Origin of the sequence: Xanthomonas sp. NCPPB 2866, from assembly GCF_041475745.2 — a bacterium.
GTDB classification, from domain to species: Bacteria; Pseudomonadota; Gammaproteobacteria; order Xanthomonadales; family Xanthomonadaceae; genus Xanthomonas; species Xanthomonas arboricola.
This window is the reverse complement of record NZ_CM192975.1, coordinates 4,223,721-4,241,197: the sequence shown is the minus strand read 5'-3', so window position 1 is coordinate 4,241,197 and position 17,477 is coordinate 4,223,721. Positions and strand designations below refer to the sequence as shown.

Annotated in this window: 16 protein-coding genes and 1 other RNA gene; 10 read left to right on the top strand and 7 right to left on the bottom strand. The window is 65.8% G+C overall.

The features are described from left to right. The first annotated feature begins 239 nt into the window (after nt 1-239). From ACCQ04_RS17970 to ACCQ04_RS17950, 5 genes are all read left to right on the top strand, one after another. The gene (locus tag ACCQ04_RS17970) at nt 240-1,376 is read left to right on the top strand and encodes an MFS transporter (protein WP_226427588.1); all 1,137 of its coding nucleotides are present in this window, start codon (nt 240-242) and stop codon (nt 1,374-1,376) included. Nucleotides 1,377-1,508: 132 nt separating this feature from the next. Continuing rightward, a complete protein-coding gene (locus ACCQ04_RS17965; RefSeq protein WP_024938505.1) occupies nt 1,509-1,721 on the top strand; it encodes a ParD-like family protein in 213 nt (70 codons plus the stop codon). Next, nucleotides 1,718-2,494: a type I methionyl aminopeptidase gene (gene map, locus ACCQ04_RS17960; RefSeq protein ID WP_046344586.1), complete on the top strand. Its 777-nt coding sequence runs from the start codon at nt 1,718-1,720 to the stop codon at nt 2,492-2,494. Before ACCQ04_RS17965 ends, map begins: the two co-directional genes overlap by 4 nt. A 167-nt stretch (nt 2,495-2,661) precedes the next feature. Further along, a complete protein-coding gene (locus tag ACCQ04_RS17955; protein ID WP_167709784.1) occupies nt 2,662-4,461 on the top strand; it encodes a chloride channel protein in 1,800 nt (599 codons plus the stop codon). Between the two features lie 407 nt (nt 4,462-4,868). Then, nucleotides 4,869-6,347 carry a SulP family inorganic anion transporter gene (locus ACCQ04_RS17950; RefSeq protein ID WP_226427523.1) on the top strand — a complete coding sequence of 493 codons (1,479 nt, stop codon included), beginning with the start codon at nt 4,869-4,871 and terminating at the stop codon, nt 6,345-6,347. Here the strand turns inward: ACCQ04_RS17950 and ACCQ04_RS17945 are convergent. Further along, the gene (locus ACCQ04_RS17945; protein ID WP_226427522.1) at nt 6,300-6,545 is read right to left on the bottom strand and encodes a hypothetical protein; all 246 of its coding nucleotides are present in this window, start codon (nt 6,543-6,545) and stop codon (nt 6,300-6,302) included. The two genes, ACCQ04_RS17950 and ACCQ04_RS17945, sit on opposite strands and share 48 nt — an antisense overlap. Nucleotides 6,546-6,721: 176 nt before the next feature. On the opposite strand from ACCQ04_RS17945, the gene ACCQ04_RS17940 reads away from it, so the two are divergent. The 4 genes from ACCQ04_RS17940 (at nt 6,722) to ACCQ04_RS17925 (ending at nt 7,915) form a co-directional block, all read left to right on the top strand. Further along, nucleotides 6,722-6,928, top strand: coding sequence for a hypothetical protein (locus tag ACCQ04_RS17940; RefSeq protein ID WP_024938500.1), 207 nt, complete (start codon nt 6,722-6,724; stop codon nt 6,926-6,928). A gap of 126 nt (nt 6,929-7,054) precedes the next feature. Next, nucleotides 7,055-7,288, top strand: coding sequence for a DUF1653 domain-containing protein (locus ACCQ04_RS17935; protein ID WP_226427521.1), 234 nt, complete (start codon nt 7,055-7,057; stop codon nt 7,286-7,288). A gap of 51 nt (nt 7,289-7,339) precedes the next feature. Further along, the gene (locus ACCQ04_RS17930) at nt 7,340-7,681 is read left to right on the top strand and encodes a hypothetical protein (RefSeq protein WP_039525078.1); all 342 of its coding nucleotides are present in this window, start codon (nt 7,340-7,342) and stop codon (nt 7,679-7,681) included. Nucleotides 7,682-7,838: 157 nt separating this feature from the next. Further along, nucleotides 7,839-7,915, top strand: a non-coding RNA gene (locus ACCQ04_RS17925) — sX9 sRNA. Between the two features lie 39 nt (nt 7,916-7,954). On the opposite strand, the gene ACCQ04_RS17920 is transcribed toward ACCQ04_RS17925, so the two are convergent. The 5 genes from ACCQ04_RS17920 to ACCQ04_RS17900 all read right to left on the bottom strand — a co-directional run bounded on the left by ACCQ04_RS17920 (nt 7,955) and on the right by ACCQ04_RS17900 (nt 13,947). Continuing rightward, nucleotides 7,955-8,692 carry a DNA/RNA non-specific endonuclease gene (locus ACCQ04_RS17920; protein ID WP_039518674.1) on the bottom strand — a complete coding sequence of 246 codons (738 nt, stop codon included), beginning with the start codon at nt 8,690-8,692 and terminating at the stop codon, nt 7,955-7,957. A gap of 589 nt (nt 8,693-9,281) precedes the next feature. After that, nucleotides 9,282-11,414, bottom strand: a complete 2,133-nt coding sequence (locus ACCQ04_RS17915) for a methyl-accepting chemotaxis protein (RefSeq protein WP_372358591.1) — start codon at nt 11,412-11,414, stop codon at nt 9,282-9,284. Next, nucleotides 11,411-11,839 (bottom strand): type 2 periplasmic-binding domain-containing protein, encoded by a 429-nt coding sequence (locus ACCQ04_RS17910; protein WP_024938495.1) that lies wholly within the window; start codon nt 11,837-11,839, stop codon nt 11,411-11,413. The genes ACCQ04_RS17915 and ACCQ04_RS17910 overlap by 4 nt, the downstream gene beginning before the upstream one ends. Before the next feature lie 10 nt (nt 11,840-11,849). Next, nucleotides 11,850-13,019: a hypothetical protein gene (locus ACCQ04_RS17905; protein ID WP_372358590.1), complete on the bottom strand. Its 1,170-nt coding sequence runs from the start codon at nt 13,017-13,019 to the stop codon at nt 11,850-11,852. A 526-nt stretch (nt 13,020-13,545) separates the two neighbouring features. Then, on the bottom strand, nt 13,546-13,947 hold the full coding sequence (locus ACCQ04_RS17900) for a Rid family hydrolase (protein ID WP_126966576.1): 402 nt from the start codon (nt 13,945-13,947) through the stop codon (nt 13,546-13,548). A gap of 127 nt (nt 13,948-14,074) precedes the next feature. On the opposite strand from ACCQ04_RS17900, the gene ACCQ04_RS17895 reads away from it, so the two are divergent. Continuing rightward, the gene (locus ACCQ04_RS17895; protein ID WP_372358589.1) at nt 14,075-15,001 is read left to right on the top strand and encodes a LysR family transcriptional regulator; all 927 of its coding nucleotides are present in this window, start codon (nt 14,075-14,077) and stop codon (nt 14,999-15,001) included. A gap of 276 nt (nt 15,002-15,277) precedes the next feature. Here ACCQ04_RS17895 and ACCQ04_RS17890 read toward each other — a convergent pair whose 3' ends face one another. Further along, nucleotides 15,278-17,125 (bottom strand): M14 family metallopeptidase, encoded by a 1,848-nt coding sequence (locus tag ACCQ04_RS17890; RefSeq protein WP_372358588.1) that lies wholly within the window; start codon nt 17,123-17,125, stop codon nt 15,278-15,280. Nucleotides 17,126-17,477 lie beyond the last annotated feature (352 nt).

The window sequence follows — 17,477 nt, the reverse complement described above, 5'->3', positions numbered from 1 at the left end:
AGCCAACCTGTAGATATATATATCGAGCGATACATATGTAGGCACTCAGTGGTGCCGCCGGCAGGTCTCAGGACGAAGACCTGCTTTTTTCGGTCTTTATGTGTATCGATCGATATATATATAGCGGCCTGACCGGCATCCCCCTCCCCAACAAAGGACAGCGTGTGACCTCTCCAACTGCATCCACTGCCAGCGCGATCCCGCCGCCATTGCCAGTCGCCGCGCTGTTGGCGCTGGCCATGACCGGCTTCATCTGTATCGTGACCGAAACCCTTCCGGCAGGACTGCTGCCGCAGATGTCCGCAGGCCTTGGTATCAGCCCGGCACTGGCCGGGCAGACGGTAACCGCCTACGCGCTGGGGTCGGTGATTGCCGCAATTCCGCTGACCATTGCGACCCAGCAGTGGAGGCGGCGTAACGTCCTGTTGCTCACCATCGTCGGCTTCCTGCTGTTCAACTCGGTCACCGCACTATCGACCAGTTACGCGCTGACCCTGGTGGCGCGCTTGTTTGCCGGCGCAGCGGCAGGCCTGGCGTGGAGCCTGCTTGCCGGTTACGCGCGGCGCATGGTGCAGCCGGACCAGCAGGGCAGGGCCATGGCGATTGCGATGGTGGGCACGCCGGTTGCGCTTTCCCTCGGCGTGCCGCTGGGCACCTGGATGGGCGGCATACTGGGCTGGCGCAGCGCGTTCGCCGCGATGTCCGGACTGACGCTCATTCTGATCGTGTGGGTGCTGCTGAAGGTGCCCGACTACCCCGGCCAGTCCGCAGCGCAGCGGGTGCCGCTGCGCAAGGTGCTCGGCACGCCCGGCGTGCGCCCGGTGCTCGCCACCGTGATGGCGTGGATGCTGGCTCACAACATCCTGTACACCTATGTGGCGCCGTTCGCCGCACACGCGGGGCTGGCACATCGCGTGGACGTGTTGCTGTTGATCTTCGGCGTTGCGGCACTGGTCGGCATCGGCGTGGCAGCAAAGTTGGTGGAGCAGCACCTGCGTGGCACGGTGTTGGTGTCGTTGGCGACGTTCCTTGCGATCTCAGTGGTGCTGGCGTTGCTGCAAGACGTGCAGCCTGTGGTCTACGTCTGTGTGGCGGTGTGGGGCCTGACCTTTGGTGGCGCGGCGACCCTGCTGCAGACCGCGCTTGCCGACAGCGCAGGCGACGGCGCCGATGTTGCGCTGTCGCTCAACGTGGTTGCCTGGAACAGCGTCATCGCCGGCGGTGGGGTGGTGGGCGGCGTGCTGCTGGACCAATGGGGCGCGCAGACCTTTCCGGTTGCCATGGCCTTGCTGCTGGCAATCGGGCTGCTGATTGCATGGCGTGCCCGACAGCACGGCTTTGCGGCGGGCGCACGCTCGCCGGTTGCCGGTCACTAGCGCTGCCCTGCCTGGTGTCTTCCCGGCTGCGTCCGCCTGGTACCCGGCGAGCGCAGCCGCAGGCAACTGCCGGCATTGCGGGAATTTATACGTTTCATATACGATTCGTATATTCATGACACAGGAGCTTGCATGGGCATCGTCAATATCGATGACGAACTGCACGATCAACTGCGCCGCGCGTGCACGGTGACCAGCCGGTCGATCAACGCGCAGGCCACTTTCTGGATCAAGGTCGGCATGCTGTGCGAGATGCATCCGGAATCCTCGTTCCAGGACATCGTGGCGCAGGAACTGCGCGCGGCAGGCGTGCGGCCGCAATCCCTGAAACCGGCGCGGACATGATCAAGCAGCCGGCGGAGATTGCGTTGATGGCCAACGCCGGTGCGCTGCTGGCGCAGGTGTTCCATGCGCTGGATCAGCTGCCGCTGGCAGGCCGCAGCACGCTGGAACTCAACGACTTCGTCGAGCGGATGATTGTCGACGAGCTGGGCGCGCGGCCGGCCAGCAAGGGCCAGTACGACTTCCCCTTCGTGCTCAACGCCTCGATCGATGATGTGGTGTGCCATGGCGTGCCCGCGGCCGCGGACGTGCTGCGCAACGGGCAGATCGTCAATCTGGATATCACGCTGGAAAAGGACGGCTATATCGCCGACTCCAGCACGACGTATCTGGTGGGCGAGGTGGCGTATCCGGCGCGGCGGCTGGTGCAGGCCACCTATCAGGCGATGTGGAAGGGGATTGCGGCGGTGCGTCCGGGCGCGCGGCTGGGCGACATCGGTCATGCGATCGCGCGGCATGCGCGCGAGCAGGGCTATAGCGTGGTGAAGGAATATTGCGGGCATGGCATCGGCCGGCAGATGCATGAAGAGCCGCAGATCCTGCACTACGGGCATGCCGGCACGGGGATGCAGCTGCAGGAAGGCATGGTGTTCACTATTGAGCCGATGATCAATCAGGGCAGGGCGGCGATCCGCGCCGAGCCGGACCAATGGCCGGTGCATACGCGCGACGGCAAGTTGTCGGCGCAGTTCGAGCACACCGTGGCGGTGACGCGTACCGGTGTGCGTGTGCTGACCTTGCGCCCCGGGGAAACGCCGCTGTGTGCACTGGGGTGAGAGTGTCGTCCCCCGGCGCGCGGCCTGCGCCCGCTGCTGTCGCTGTGTTCGTTGCGTGCACTGCCGCGGCCAGACTGCGGCAGGTCAGCCAGGTTGCTGCACACTAGGCCGCATCGCTGACGTCTCCCGTGCGCCGGCACCCTGATCCGGCGGAGCGCTGGTCTTCCATGCAGCCACTTCCTCACACCCCCACGCACGCCGTGCACCCGGCGGCAGCATCCTGGCGACGGCCGCTGGAGTGGTTGCGCCGGCAGTTGCGCGCCAACGATCTGTGGTTCATCGGGCTGGCAGCCGTGGTGGGGCTGATCGCGGCGGCACTGATGGTGGTGCAGGCCGGCATGGCGCATGCGCTGCAGGCCTGGCTGTACGCGCTTGCACCGGGCGAGCGGCTCAGTACCGCCGAATCGATCACCGCCACCCAGTTGCTGGTGTTGCCGTTGGGCGGCCTGCTGGTGGGCCTGGTGGCCTTGCTGGCGCGGCGGCGCAAGCGGCCGCTGGTGGATGCGGTGGAAGCCAACGCCCTGCACGGCGGGCGCATGTCGATGCGCGACAACCTGATCGTTGCGGTGCAGACGCTGCTGTCCAACGGCTTTGGCGCATCGGTGGGGCTGGAGGCGACCTACACGCAGATGGGCGCAGGCGCCGGTTCGCAGCTGGGCCGTGTCCTGCGGGTACGCCGGGCCGACATGCGCACGCTGGTCGGTGCCGGCGCGGCAGGCGCGATCGCCGGTGCGTTCGGGGCGCCGCTGGCCGGTGCGTTCTACGCGTTCGAGATCGTGATCGGCGCCTATACGCCGTCGGCGCTTGCGCCGGTGGCCGCAGCGGCGCTGGCCGGCGCGTTCATGGCCAACGCGCTCGGTGCCGCGCCGTATTCGTTGCCGGCGGCGGTCGCCTATCAATTGCAGCCGCGCGACTATGCGATCTACATCGCGCTGGGGCTGACCTGTGCGTTGATCGGCATCGCGGTGATGCGGCTGGTGGCCGGTATCGAACGCGCCGTGGGACGGATCGAGCTGCCGATCTGGGGACGCCCGGTGGTGGGCGGGTTGCTGCTGATTCCGTTGGCGATGTATTCGCCGCAAGTGCTGTCGTCGGGACATGGCGCCCTGCATCTGGACCTGACCAGCAGCAGCACGCTGCAGGTATTGGCCGGTTTGCTGGTGCTCAAATGCATCGCGTCGGGCATCTCGCTGGGTTTCGGCTTCCGTGGCGGCCTGTTCTTCGCTTCGCTGTTCATGGGCTCGCTGGTGGGCAGCCTGTTTGCGGTGTTCCTGAACCTGCTGGTCGGTGCCGCGGCAGTGGACATCACCAGCGCTTCGTTGGTGGGCATGGCCGCGTTGGCGGCAGCCATTGTCGGCGCGCCGATGACGATGGCCATGCTGATCCTGGAAGGCACGCACGACTTTGTGCTGGCGAGCGCGGTGATGGTGGCGGTGCTGGTGGCCAACACCGTGGTGCGCCAGGTGTTTGGCTATTCGTTCTCCACCTGGCGCCTGCATCTGCGTGGCGAGAACATCCGCAGCGCACGCGACGTGGGGTGGGTGCGCAATCTGTCGGCCGGCAAGATGATGCGCAAGGACGCCAACCACACTGCGCACGACACCACGGTGAGCGAGTTTCGCCGGCGGTTTCCATTGGGATCCACGCAGCGCGTGGTGCTGGAAGACGCCGCCGGCCATTACGCCGGTGTGGTGCCGCTGGCGGTGCTGTACGCGGACAACGTGCAGGCCGATGCGCCGGTGAGCGACTACGCCAAGCACCGCGATGCGGCATTGCTGGCAGACACCGACATCGTGGCGGTGATGAAGGTCTTCGACGCTACGCAGGCCGACGAGCTGGCGGTGATCGATGCACAACGCAAGGTGCTGGGCGTGTTGTCGGAAGGCTTCGTGCGCAAGCGCTATGCCGAAGAACTGGAAAAGCGCGAACGCGAACTGATGGGCGAGCGTGTGCTCGGCGACGACTGAGCCACGCGCTGCCGGCAGCGGCTGAAGCGACGGGGCGCATGCTGGCCCGGTAGATCTACCGCGTGCAGACGGTGTCTCACGCAACGCCGTGCGCCCGCGACGCATGCAGCTTGCCCTCGCCAGCGGCAGCATGCGATGCCAGCACGCAGCTTCCAGCGGCCTGTGCGTTGATGTTGCTCATGCATTGGCAGCGTTGCTCGGCTCGACGCGCGTGTGCAGCAGCGCGCCATCGGGTTGTGCAGACCGACCTCAGCGCGTTAGCATGCAGCCTCGTCCAGAGCGATTTCCTCCGACACATGACACCACCCTGACCTAAGGCATCACGCGCTCGCAGTTGCTGCGAAGGTCCAGGTGTTTGACGTTCATGTATTCGCGCCGTGTGTTTGCCGGTGCGCGGAGTCGTTTCAATGTCCAGAGTTTTCTCGTTGCGCCAGCAATGGCTCGGCAACGTGCGTGGCGATGTGCTCGCCGGCATCGTGGTCGCGCTTGCGCTGATTCCCGAAGCCATTGCCTTTTCGATCATTGCCGGCGTCGACCCCAAGGTCGGGCTGTACGCGGCATTCTGCATTGCGGTGGTGACCTCGATCGCCGGTGGCCGGCCCGGCATGATTTCGGCCGCCACCGGCGCAATGGCGTTGTTGATGGTGGACCTGGTCAAGGACCACGGCCTGCAGTACCTGCTGGCGGCCACCGTGCTGGCCGGCGTGCTGCAGCTGATCGCCGCGGCATTGCGCCTGGGCGCATTGATGCGCTTTGTTTCGCGCTCGGTGATCACCGGCTTCGTCAATGCGTTGGCGATCCTGATCTTCCTGGCGCAGTTGCCGGAGCTGGTCGGCATGCCATGGCCGGTGCATGCGGTGTGTGCAGCGGGCCTGGCCATCATCTATCTGCTGCCGCGCTTCACCACGGCGATTCCCTCGCCGCTGGTCGCCATCGTGGTGCTGACGGCGGTGTGCGCGTACTGGCACATCGACATCCGCAGCGTGGGCGACATGGGCCGTCTGCCCGACAGCCTGCCGGTGTTCCTGCTACCGGACGTACCGCTGACGTGGGACAGCGTGCGCATCCTGCTGCCGGTGTCGACGACGCTGGCCGTGGTGGGCCTGCTGGAGTCGTTGATGACCGCGCAGATTGTCGAAGACCTCACCGACACCCCGTCGCAGCGCAACCGCGAATGTGCAGGGCAGGGGCTGGCGAACCTACTGGCCGGGTGCTTCGGTGGCATGGCCGGCTGCGCGATGATCGGGCAATCGGTGATCAATGTGCGCTCGGGCGGGCGCGGGCGTTTGTCGTGCCTGGTGGCCGGTGTCGTCCTGCTGCTGATGGTGGTGTATGGCGCGCCCTGGGTGCGCCAGATCCCGATGGCGGCGTTGGTGGCGGTGATGATCATGGTCAGCATCGGCACCTTCAGCTGGAGCTCGCTACGCGATCTGCGCACGCACCCGGGGAGTTCGTCGGTGGTGATGCTGGGCACCGTCATGGTCACGGTATGGACGCACGATCTGGCCCGCGGCGTGCTGGCCGGGGTGCTGCTGTCGGCGCTGTTCTTTGCGCGCAAGGTCGGGCGCATGTTGCAGGTGCAGGCCAGCGAGCGTGACGACGGAGTGCGCGTGTATGCGGTGCGCGGCCAGGTGTTCTTTGCATCGGCCGGGCAGTTCGTGGCCAGCTTCGATTTCCCGGGCACGCCGCCGAAGGTGCTGATCGATCTGAGCCACGCGCACTTCTGGGACATCAGCGCGGTGGCGGCGCTGGATCGGGTGGTGCTCAAGCTGCGCGCGCACGGCGCCGAGGTCGAGGTAATCGGCGTGAATCAGGCCAGCGACACGCTGATCGAAACCTTAGGAACCCATCGACGCGATGGCGCGCGCCTGCAGCTGGGGCACTGAGCCCGGCTGCTCGTGCGCAGCCAGCGCGGCCGTCGGCGCCGCCGCGTGGCGCGCATGGTCGTCCAGCAGCGCGGACAGGCGACGATGGCAGTCGCGGAAGGCCAGCGCGGAGGCGGGCATGTTGCAGGCATCGAAGGTTCCGGCTTCGGCCTTCCAGGCGGCGAGCAGGTCTTTCAGGTCGCAGATCAGGCTCGGCATGCGGGTGACTCCGTGGGCGTTCTCATCACTACGGCCACAGGCGCCGGCCGGATGCAGTCGCGCTCGTTCGCCTCACGCGTGGCCGCACGGGCGCGCTGCCATCGTGCAGGACACACGTGCGCGTCACATCGGCGGGAGGAGGGTGGCCGTGCGGTCTTTTACCGCTGGAGCAGACCATGAGCAACGACGAAAACGGCAACCGCGGCGTAGACGATCCGACCCCGCCCAATGGCATCAAGGCACCGGGCAGCGACAACACACCGATTCAGGAAGGGCCTGCACAGGACAGCGAGATCGATGACGACGATGGCATCGAAGACCCGGTCGAGGACGATGACGATCTGGGCGCGGAAGACGACGAAGACGAAGACGACGACCAGTAAGCGCGTGGCAGCGTTGCACGCGGCCGTGCAACGCTGAACCCGGCAGAGGGCACCGGTTGCGCGGCATGTGCTGGCTGTGGCCGGCCATGCTGCCTAGACTTGCGGATTGCCCATCCTGTGACATCCATGGACACCTCCCTGTCGCCATTGCCCAACATCGCGTTGGGCCAGTACCGCCACTTCAAGGGCGGCCGTTATGACGTGCTCGGCGTCGTGCGTTGCAGCGAAACGCTGGCCCCGCTGGTGCTCTATCGCCCGTTGGACAGCGAGGTCGGTCTGTGGGTGCGGCCGTATGCGATGTTCGTCGAGCAGGTCAAGGTGGACGGCGTTGCGCGTCCCCGCTTTGCGCGGGTCGAGTAGGCGCGGCTTGGTCTGCACGACGTTACTTGGTTGTTGGCGAGTGCATTGGCAATGACGGCTGCCGCCGCTGCGCCCGTCACCACGCCCGATGGCCGGTATCTGATCGTGCGTGGCCGGCTCTGGCGTACCGCCAACCCACATCTGCGCGAAGACGTGCGTGCCGGGCTGGTCGGCGCCTTGATGGACGCGCGACGCGCGGTCAAGGCGGCCAAGCGCGACGAGGATGCCGGGCGGCTGGCTGCAGCGCGTGCGGCGGTCGATCGTGCCAAGACGGCGCTGGGAGAGCGCGGCCCGGTGTGGTGGAGCGATGGTGCCAAAGACTTCAATCGGCATCTGGTCAAGAACACGCCATACGCGGACTGGTTTGCGGCGCTTGCCGCGCCCGAGGCCTGAGTGCGCGTTGCAGCGGGCCAGGCGTGGTGCTGCCTGCAACGACAAGGCCCGGGAATCCCGGGCCTTGTCTGCTGGATCAACCGCCCAGCGATGTAGAGCGGCTGAGCAAGCTGCTGCGCTCAGCGCCAGATGGGCACGGCCGGTGCCCGACATCGGCAGGGCCATTCGGACACTCCGGTGCCGGAGGCGCCGTTCGTACCCACCTGACGACTGCTCGCAACATGGGTGTCAGCCGCCCTTGATCGACGTGGCTGGAGAAGCGGGCAGCCGGCCTCAGCCCAGGTCGCAATTGCTCGGCTGCGGCCAGGTGGTGGCGGGCAGCATGGCCTTGACGGCGGCTGGTGCGGTGATGCCGATGGTGCTGGCGCCGTAGAGGTCTTCCAGTTCGTCGATGCTGACGATGTAGCTGTCCAGCGAACCGAGGTTGGCGCTGTTGGGAATCAGCCAGCTGATCGCGCGGGTGCCGCCGCCCGGGTTGGCGGTGATGATCGTCTTCCAGAAGAAGTCCGGGGTGCGGATGCCGTGGCTGCTCAGGAAGTAATCGTTGGTCGTGTCGCTGTAGATCACACCGCCGTAGACCTGCACGCTGGCGATGTCGCGGTAACACTCGGCCACGTTCTCGGCGCGTACCCAGATGCCCTGGTTGAAGCTGGACACCTGCGGCACGATGTTGGACATCAGGTTGGCGCGACGGATGTAGGTCGCGTTGTAGTCCATGTGGTTGGAGGTCACCAGGTGCCCGCGATCGTAGCCGGTGCGCACGCTGGCGTAGGAGGCGGTGGAGGTCTGGCCGGCGCAGCCGCTGGGCAGTTCGGTGTCCAGATTGAAACTGGACGGGCGCGCGGCCGAGCCGGTATCGGCCTGCAGCACGTACTCGTAGCGCAACGCGGTGTGGTTGGTGCAGTCGTAGCGCAAGGTGTAGCCGCCCTTGTTGAGGGTGACGACCTGGGCGTTTGCGCTGGCACTGGCAGCGGTGAACAGCAGAACGGCGAAGAAAGTCCGGAAGCGCATGGGCAGTGAATCTCCTGGAAAATCAATCGGACGCACGACGCCACCGCCGGCTGCCGGGGGGCAGATCGACGCTCAGCGGAACGCGCGCTGGAAGGGGGACAGTTGGCTCGCCTTTTTAGCGAGCGCGACAGCTATCGCATGCAAATGTTGCTTGGTGGTGACGTAGGCGTGAGGAATGTGCAGTCGCGTCAGTTTTTCCGGCAAAACTGTGACCGGTCTCGCGCATTGGGCGGCATACGGGCTGACAGGCGATAAGCCCCTGGTTATGCCTGGAGCGTGCGGATGTGCTTCCGCGCCAGGGTTTTTGCGATGACGCATAGCTGCGCCATCAGCAGAGCGCGGTTGCTGCTGTCGGACAACCGCCCGCGTGGAGGTCGGGGTATGCCGGCACCCGTGGTCAGATGGACAACCGTGGGAGTGCAGTCGCGAACACCGCAGGGCCGGTCATCGGCGCAGGATGTGCGCGGCTCGCCTTGAGACGGTGCCAGGCCTGCGCTGCGTTCGCCACCGGTGGGCACAAAAAAGCCCCCTTCTGCATTCAATGCAGAAGAGGGCATCGGATACGTCGCGAGACGATCCGCTCGGTCGACTATGCGACCTCTCTTTCCAGTTGCGGTGCGCTGGCAGGCTGCAGCTGGAACAACGAGACCAGCTGGGTCAGGGTGCTGGACTGCTTTTCCATCGCCCGTGCTGCGGCCATCGCTTCCTCCACCAGCGCTGCATTCTGCTGGGTGGTTTCGTCCATCTGGATCACCGTCTGGTTGACCTGTTCGATGCCGGCCGATTGCTCGCTGGATGCGGCGGTGATCTCACCCATGATGTCGGTGACCCGATTCACGCTGGCGACGATCTCGGTCATGGTGGTGCCGGCCTTGTGCACCAGCACCGAGCCTTCGGCCACCTTGCCCACCGAGGCGTCGATCAGCTCCTTGATCTCCTTGGCCGCAGCGGACGAACGCTGCGCAAGCGTGCGCACTTCCGAGGCCACCACCGCAAAGCCGCGGCCCTGTTCGCCGGCACGGGCGGCTTCCACCGCCGCGTTCAAGGCCAGGATATTGGTCTGGAACGCGATGCCATCGATGACGCTGATGATCTCGGCGATCTTCTTCGAGGAGGTTTCGATGCCCGACATGGTGCCGACGACCTGGCTGACCACCTCGCCGCCCTTGGAGGCCACACCGGCTGCATTGCGTGCCAGTTCGTTGGCCTGTCGCGCATGCTCGGCGTTCTGCTTGACGGTGGAGGTGAGTTCCTCCATCGAGGCGGCGGTTTCTTCCAGGCTGGCCGCCTGCTGTTCGGTACGCCGCGACAGGTCCTGATTGCCGGCGGCAATTTCACCGGCCGCAGTATCGATCTCCGACGAGGAATGCTGGATGCGCCCGACGATGTCGGTCAGGCGGTCCACCGTGGTGTTGGCATCGTCGCGCATGCGCGCGAACACGCCGGCAAAGTCGCCGTGCATGCGCGTGGTCAGGTCGCCGCTCGCAATCGCCTGCAACACTTGCGACACCGCGCCCAGGCTCTGGTCCGAGCTGCTCATCAGGTGATTGAGGTCCACCACGATCTGGCGGAAATCATGCTCGAACGCGGTCTCGTCGCCACGCGCGCTGAAGTCGCCTGCCGCCGCCGCCGATGCCAGCCGCTTGATCTCGCCATTGATCGACAACAGGCTGGCCCGCACATCGTTGATCGATTGACTGATCACCGCCTTCTCGCCCGGCAGCGGCTCCAGCTGCTGCGACAGGTCGCCGGCGGCATAGCGCTCGGTCAATGCGACGATCTGCATCGTCACCGCGATATGGCTGGACACCAGCGCGTTGCTGGCCCGCACCATGCTGCCGAATTCGCCGGGGAATTCCTGCTCGGCGATACGGTGACTGACCATGCCGGCTTCATGCTTGTCGCCCATGTCGGTCTGCGCCTGGATCACGCGACGCAGCTGGCGCTGCATGCTGTCCATCGCCTGCAGCAGCTGGCCGACCTCGTCGTTGCGGTCGATCGAGATGCTGTTGTCCAGCTTGCCCGACGACACCGCATGCGCAATGCCCACCGCACGGTTCAGCGGCTGGGTGATGGCGCGTGCGACGATCCAGCCGAAGGCGATGCACAGCACCGCACCGACCAGGCCCAGCACCAGCCCGCCGATGCTTGCCGCCACCGAGCTGTCCACCGCTTCCTGCACGGTGCCGCGGAAGCGTGCATCGGCACGCTTCTGCATGGCGGTCAGGGTGGTGCGATAGGTTTCCAGTGCCGGTGCCATGGCGCTCATCTGCGCCGCATCGGGTTCGCGCTGTTCCACGAACGCGGCGGCCACGCCGTGCGCCAGGCTGTAGTACTGATCGAACTCCTTGCCCAGGCGTGCCAGCTCCGTCGCATTGGCAGGATCGGATTTCTGCAGTTTCACGTAGGAGGCGTGGATCTCGTCGGCCACCGGCTTGGTGGCCGCCAACATGTCGGCATCGCCGGCGGCAGCGGCGCCGTTGAGCCCGTTGATGAGCTTGTCCAGCGCAGCCACGTTGCGTGTCATGGCGTCGAGCATCGGAAAATGCACGTCGCGTACCGCTTCCAGGCGGTCGTTGTTGCGGTGAAAGACCAGCGTACTGAAGGCCACATAGCTCGATAGGCAAAGGATCGCCACCGCGGCCGGCATCAGGATTTTCCAGAACAACGGTAGCGACAGGATGCGTCTCATGACTTGAGTCTCGAGCAGGTGGCGGGTCACGGCTTCAGGACGACCTTGACGCTGGCGTCGACTGCGCTGGCGCTGATGTAACCGATGGCGCCGGGCGTGGCGGCAACGGCCTTCTTGACCGCATCGTCGCCACTGACACGCTTGGGACGCTGCGCCTTGCCGGTGAACATCAGCTGCGACCAATACGACTTCAGCTGTGCCGCGTCGCGTGAGGCCACTTTCTTGTAGAACTCATCGCGGGTGGCGACGCCTTCTTCCTGATCGATCGGCACCGCCGCGCCGCCACCGGGCAGGCTGTTGGATTTGGCCAGGAAGATCTGCGACACCTGCGCGGCGCTGAGGCTGTCCGGGCCGCCCTTGGCCGACATCACCACCACGACATCGGCATTGGCGCAGAACGCGCTCAGCGACAACGCGGCAAGCAGGGAGACTGCAAAACACTTGGAAATGGTCATGGGGGCTCTCTTAGAACACGAAGTCGACGGAGGCCGACAGCAGGTTGTAGCTGCCGCCCGGACGGAAGCCCGGCTGGATGTTGTTCAACGATCCGAACGAGCCCGCGTTGTTATTGATGTGGCTGGCCTGCAGCTTGAACGCGACGCTTTCACGCGCGTCCCAACGCAGCGATGCGGTAAAGCTGTGACGGCCGCTCTCGGCCTGCGCCAGTGCGCGCGTCATCACGCCGACCGGATCCTGGCCGGCCGCGATGGTCGGGCCCTTGCGATCGACGTTGGCATAGGTGATCGACGGCGTCAGCGTGCCGAAGCGACCGCCGACACTGAGGTAACCGGAGGTGGTCTTGCCGTTGAGCGAGGGCGAGTAATCGGCGCGGATCACTTCGCTGCGCAGAAACCAGCTGCCCGGATCGTAGGCGTAACCCAGGCTGGCAAAACTGCCGTCCACGCCATAGGTGGTCAGGCGATCGGCCAGTGCGGGATTGATGCGCTGATAGACCGAGAACAGGCGCTCCAGCGACGGTGTATCGAAATCGGTGGTGCCCACGATGTAGGCGGCGCGGAACGTGGACGCACCCGATTCCAGGCCCAGCGCCAGGCCGCGCATGGCGTACACATCGGCCTTCTTCGAATCGATGCGGCCGTAGAAACCCTGCACGCTGACCACACTCTCGCCGGCGTTGATGGTGTACACGCCTTCGACGCCGTCCATCGGCAGCAGGTAGTTGTAGACCTCGTACGGCGGACGCACCCACGGGGTGGCGTAACCGACGCGCTGGTACTCGGACAGCATGTACAGCGGCGCAGTGATGCGGCCCAGGCGCGCGGCGAACTGCGGGCCGAACTGATACTTCACATGCGCCAGCGTGACCTTGGGATCGTAATCGCCGCGTTCGGCGTACTCACTGGTCACCTGCAACACGCCGGTGAACTTGTCGGTGAAGTTGGCATTGACCTGGCCGGCGATACGCGAGTCCGGACGTGCCGAGGTGGAGTGGCTGGCACCGGCACCTTCCACGGTCTGGATGTCGGGCGTGAAGTCGGCCTGGTCCTCGGTCGAATGCACCACGCCCAGCGTGCCGAAGCCGCTGAAGGAAAACATCGAGTCCTGCTGCGCGTAGGCGCAGGTCGACGACGCCAGGGCGATGGCGCCACTGAGAAGCTTGACGGTCAATTTCATTGAGAATCTCGGCTGAGTGGGTGATGGACGCAGCGCCATGGGAGGCGCGCGGGCAGAACGGTAATGAGCGTCGCAACGCCCTGGATTGCGGTAGCGGCCGTCTGCATCATTGCTTTAGCGAGATTTTTACAACTTGGAAAAACCGGTTAAGAAAGCAAAGCGCCACAAGAATCTGACGATAGTTTTGCCCTATCGAGGCGCACGATTTAGGTGTTTGAAACAGCTGGGATGAATATCGGCGGACATAATCGTCCGCATCGCAGGCCTGCCGATGAGTAGCGCAGCCGGTGAAGGGCGAGGTAAGCAAAAAACCGAATTTTTCCCGGGGGAAATCGACAAAGAGGCGTTTGCTCCGAAGTGCGCACGCAAAAAAAACGCCATGCACTGGCGAGCCAGGCGTGGCGGTCTTTGAATTATTTCGCGTGGGCGCGCCAGTTACTTATCGCCAGTGCGATGCGGCCAACAAAGATTTGCTTCGGCTGCATGCAGACGCAACGAGATACAGCCGGCAAGTTACTGGAAACGTTTACTGCTGCCGTGTCGGGAGTTTCACCACGACCTTGATCTCGAACCGGAAGCCCGCCAGCCAGGTCACGCCCACTGCGGTGACGGTGGGGTAGGGCGCCGGGCCCCAGTAGCTCACCCATTTGTCCCACATGGCCTCGAACACCACGTCGGGGTCGAGCATGAACAGCGTGACGTCGACGACGTCCTGTGTGCTGCAGCCGGCTGCGGCGAGGATGGCATCGAGATTGGCGAAGGCACGGGCGATCTCTGCCTCCAGCTCCGGCTCCGGCGAGCCGTCGTCGCGGCTGCCGACCTGGCCGGCGACGAACAGCAAGCCATCGGCGCGGACTGCCGGCGAATAGCGGTGGCGCTCGTACAGCGCGTGCCGCCCCTGCGGAAAAACTGCCTCACGTGTTGCCATGGTGACCTCCATCGGGTGGCGAATCGGAACAGGCAGGCAGCGTAGGTGCTTGCCTGCGCGCGATAAATCGGCGATGGCGAGCAGCACTGTTTGTAGAATCCAAACAATCTTGGGGTCGGGAGTGGCGATGGACCGGTTCGACGCGATGCAGGCGTTTGCGCGGGTGGTGGAGACCGGTAGCTTCACCAAGGCGGCCGAGACCTTGCACATGAGCCGGGCCAGCGTGACCCAGCTGGTGCAGCAGCTGGAGGCACGCCTGCGCGTGAGGCTGCTCAACCGCACCACGCGGCAGGTGCGTGTCACCGCCGATGGCGCGGCGTACTACGAACGCGTGCTGCGGCTGCTGGCGGACATGGACGATGCCGAGACCAGCCTGTCCGATGCATCGGCGCTGCCGCGCGGGCGCCTGCGCGTGGATGTGCCCAGCCCGCTGGCGCGCCTGATCCTGATGCCAGCACTGCCGGCCTTTCATGCGCGTTATCCGGATATCCAGCTGGACATGGGCGTGAGCGATCGCCGCGTGGACCTGATCGGCGAGCACGTGGATTGCGTGGTGCGTGGCGGCACCATCACCGATCAGTCGCTGATCGCGCGCCGCGTGGGCGACCTGCAGGCGGGCGTGTACGCGGCGCCGGCATATCTGCAGCGGCTGGGCATGCCGGCACATCCGCGCGAGCTGGAAAACACCCGGCATCGCTGTGTCGGCTTCATGCGCTGGCGCAGCAGCAAGACCGTGCCCTATGTCATGCAGCGCGGCAGCGAGGCGGTGCATCTACAAGGGCGTTACGTGGTGGCGTCCGACGACGGCAATGCCTATCTGGCCGCCGGGCTGGCCGGCATGGGCGTGCTGTGGTTGCCGGTGTACATGGCCAGGGCGCACGTGGCCAGTGGCGAACTGGTGCCGCTGTTCGAGGACTGGCGGATGGAGCCGATGCCGCTGTCGATCGCGTTCCCGCCCAACCGGCATGTCAGTGCCAAGCTGCGTGTGTTCATCGAGTGGGTGAGTGCGTTGATGGCCGAGCATGCGCCAGTGGAAGCGCCGGCGCTGCGCTGAGCGCGCTGCGTGGCGTGGCTGATGTGGTCGTGGTCGTGCACGCCAGACACGAGGGCACGCACGCATGATGGAGTGCGCAGTGCGTGGTGAAGCGTCCTGTCTGCCGGCATGCAAGCGACGTTGCTGCCGGTATCGATGCCGATGCCGATGCCGATGCGGTTGCGGTTGCGGTTGCCGTTGCCGTTGCCGTTGCCACTGGCCTTGCGCAATGCGCGATACGAAAGAGGCTCAAGCCGCATTGCCGATCCCACAGCGTGCAATCGGCAATGCGCAGGGTCACTCCGCCAGCTGGCGCCGCACCGGATAACGCCAGCCGTTGATCGCCGCATACGGCGAGCGCGCATAGATCCATTGCAGCCGCGCATCGCCATCGGCGCGGAATGCGGCATCGTCTGCGAGCTTGCGTTCGAAGGCGGCGCGCAGGGCGGCGTCGCTGCGCAGCACGCGCTCGCTGAAGTCCACCAACTCGGCGCCGTACAAGCCGCTGTCGGGGCTGCCGGCATTGCGGAAACGCCCGCTGGCCAGCAACGAGTCGCTGCTCTGCGGCTCCAGCAACGCGGCCGCCAGCATGCGCATCGGTTGATCGGCAGGCACGCGGACGCTGCCGGCGGCGAAGGTTTCTTCCACGGGCTCGGCGTGCGGCGTTTGCGTGCCGGCATCCTTCACGACGCGGATCTGCTGCACCTGGAGCTGGCGCGGCTGCTGCAGGCGTTCGTAAGTGATGCCGTGCGCCTTGAGCAGTTCCACCACATCGTCGTTGCCGGGCGGGATCCACCAGGCGAGCGGGTAGCGCACCGCCTGGGTCTGGCGATAGCCGATCACCGGCATGGTCCAGGTTTCATCGCGGCCCTCCCAGCGCAGTTCCTGCCGCCCGGACACCGGCGACAACGCGCGGGTGTAGCTCACGCCCTTGAACGGCACCTGGGCGATCGGCTGTTGCAGGCGTTCCCAGGCCACCATCAGTTCCTGCGGGCGGGCGGCGCGATCGGCGCGCTTGGCCGCATCGATGTTGCCTGCATCGCGGGCAACCACGCGCAGTGCTGCTTCCAGCAGCACATAGTCGCCCAGCACGCGCTGCCGGTACGACTTCAGGCGATGGTTCTCCACCAGCACGGTGGGGATGCCGGCAAAGTCGCCATACCCGGTGGAATAGCGCGGGCCTTCCGGCGCGTAACGCAGGCCCGAGCGCGGCTCGTTTTCGTCGATCAGGCTCGGGTAGATGGCCGGTTCGTGGCCCTGTTTGCGCAATGCGCTGTTCACCGCCGGCGTGAAGCGTTGCTGCAGCCAGTCGGCGGTGGCGCGCGAGCGTGCATAGGTGCCCCAGCCGGCGAAGGTAAAGGTGATGTCGTACTGGTGATCCAGCCCACCGCTGACATGCAGGTCGATATAGAGCGCCGGATCCAGGCGATGCAGCAACGCGACCATCGCGCGCGTTTCCGGCGCTTCCAGGGTGAGGTAGTCGCGGTTGAGATTGATGCCGCGCGTGGTGGTGTTCCAGCCCATCTGCTGTGGGCCGCGCAATGCGGCGCCGATCAGTGGGCCGCGCTGCTCATGACCGTCGGCATTGAAGATCGGTACGAACACCAGATCCACCTGGTCGAGCAGGTGGTCCTTGCCGCGTTGCGCGATATCGCGCAGCAGCATCAGGCCGGCATCCTTGCCATCGATCTCGCCGGCGTGGATGCCGGCCTGCGCCAGCACCACCGGCTTGCCGGGCGCGCCCTTGTGCGCGCGGACCAGCAGCAGGTCGCGGCCCTCGCTGCTCTTGCCGAACACCTCCAGCGACAGCAGCGGCGAGGCGGCGACCAGGCGTTCCAGCCACGCGCGCGTCTCGTCATAGCTGGGCGTGCTGGCGAAATCGTTGCGCTCTGCCGGGGTGCTCCACGGATCGTCCGGTGTGACGATCAACGCCTCGCTGGCCCCATGCCAGGCACGTACCGGTGGCAGCGGCGCGCTAGTGTCGATGGACTGCGCGCTGGCCTGTGCGGCGCTGAACAGGGTTGCGGCGAGCAGACCGGCGGCGGCACGTGTGGTGCTGCGGCTGGCAGGTCCGGCGGCGTTGCCGGAAGCGGGTGCGGGAGGGGGCGAGGCGTGCGGGGCAGAGGGGCGCGTATCGGAAGTCATGTGGGACGTACGGGATCTCGATTGCAGGGAGAACGTGGCAAGGCTTGCTGCTCCTGGGTGGCCGCACCGGCGGCGGCGTTCGACGGCGCGATGCCGCGTCGACGCGTTGCACCAGGCTGCGTGCGTCGGAGGGCTGGTCCCTGGGCGCGGGTCGCGCGGTGCAGGGAGTTCCTACTCCGGCACTGCAGCAACCCGCAGGATATTTGCGTAATACAGTAACATTTGACGGACCGCGTTCGCGTCGACGGTCGCGCAGCCGCAGCGGCCAGCCTGCTTCCTGTGGTGCTGTCGTCCAAGCGGGATCGCACCACGCGTTCGCCTCTCCGGCGGGCGCTTGCGCGGCGTCGCCCGG

Coding starts and splice junctions, on each gene's coding strand:
- ACCQ04_RS17970 (WP_226427588.1), top strand. CDS start 240: ATGACCGGCTTCATCTGTATCGTGACCGAAACCCTTCCGGCAGGACTG.
- ACCQ04_RS17965 (WP_024938505.1), top strand. CDS start 1,509: ATGGGCATCGTCAATATCGATGACGAACTGCACGATCAACTGCGCCGC.
- map (WP_046344586.1), top strand. CDS start 1,718: ATGATCAAGCAGCCGGCGGAGATTGCGTTGATGGCCAACGCCGGTGCG.
- ACCQ04_RS17955 (WP_167709784.1), top strand. CDS start 2,662: ATGCAGCCACTTCCTCACACCCCCACGCACGCCGTGCACCCGGCGGCA.
- ACCQ04_RS17950 (WP_226427523.1), top strand. CDS start 4,869: ATGTCCAGAGTTTTCTCGTTGCGCCAGCAATGGCTCGGCAACGTGCGT.
- ACCQ04_RS17945 (WP_226427522.1), bottom strand. CDS start 6,545: ATGCCGAGCCTGATCTGCGACCTGAAAGACCTGCTCGCCGCCTGGAAG.
- ACCQ04_RS17940 (WP_024938500.1), top strand. CDS start 6,722: ATGAGCAACGACGAAAACGGCAACCGCGGCGTAGACGATCCGACCCCG.
- ACCQ04_RS17935 (WP_226427521.1), top strand. CDS start 7,055: ATGGACACCTCCCTGTCGCCATTGCCCAACATCGCGTTGGGCCAGTAC.
- ACCQ04_RS17930 (WP_039525078.1), top strand. CDS start 7,340: ATGACGGCTGCCGCCGCTGCGCCCGTCACCACGCCCGATGGCCGGTAT.
- ACCQ04_RS17920 (WP_039518674.1), bottom strand. CDS start 8,692: ATGCGCTTCCGGACTTTCTTCGCCGTTCTGCTGTTCACCGCTGCCAGT.
- ACCQ04_RS17910 (WP_024938495.1), bottom strand. CDS start 11,839: ATGACCATTTCCAAGTGTTTTGCAGTCTCCCTGCTTGCCGCGTTGTCG.
- ACCQ04_RS17905 (WP_372358590.1), bottom strand. CDS start 13,019: ATGAAATTGACCGTCAAGCTTCTCAGTGGCGCCATCGCCCTGGCGTCG.
- ACCQ04_RS17900 (WP_126966576.1), bottom strand. CDS start 13,947: ATGGCAACACGTGAGGCAGTTTTTCCGCAGGGGCGGCACGCGCTGTAC.
- ACCQ04_RS17895 (WP_372358589.1), top strand. CDS start 14,075: ATGGACCGGTTCGACGCGATGCAGGCGTTTGCGCGGGTGGTGGAGACC.
- ACCQ04_RS17890 (WP_372358588.1), bottom strand. CDS start 17,125: ATGACTTCCGATACGCGCCCCTCTGCCCCGCACGCCTCGCCCCCTCCC.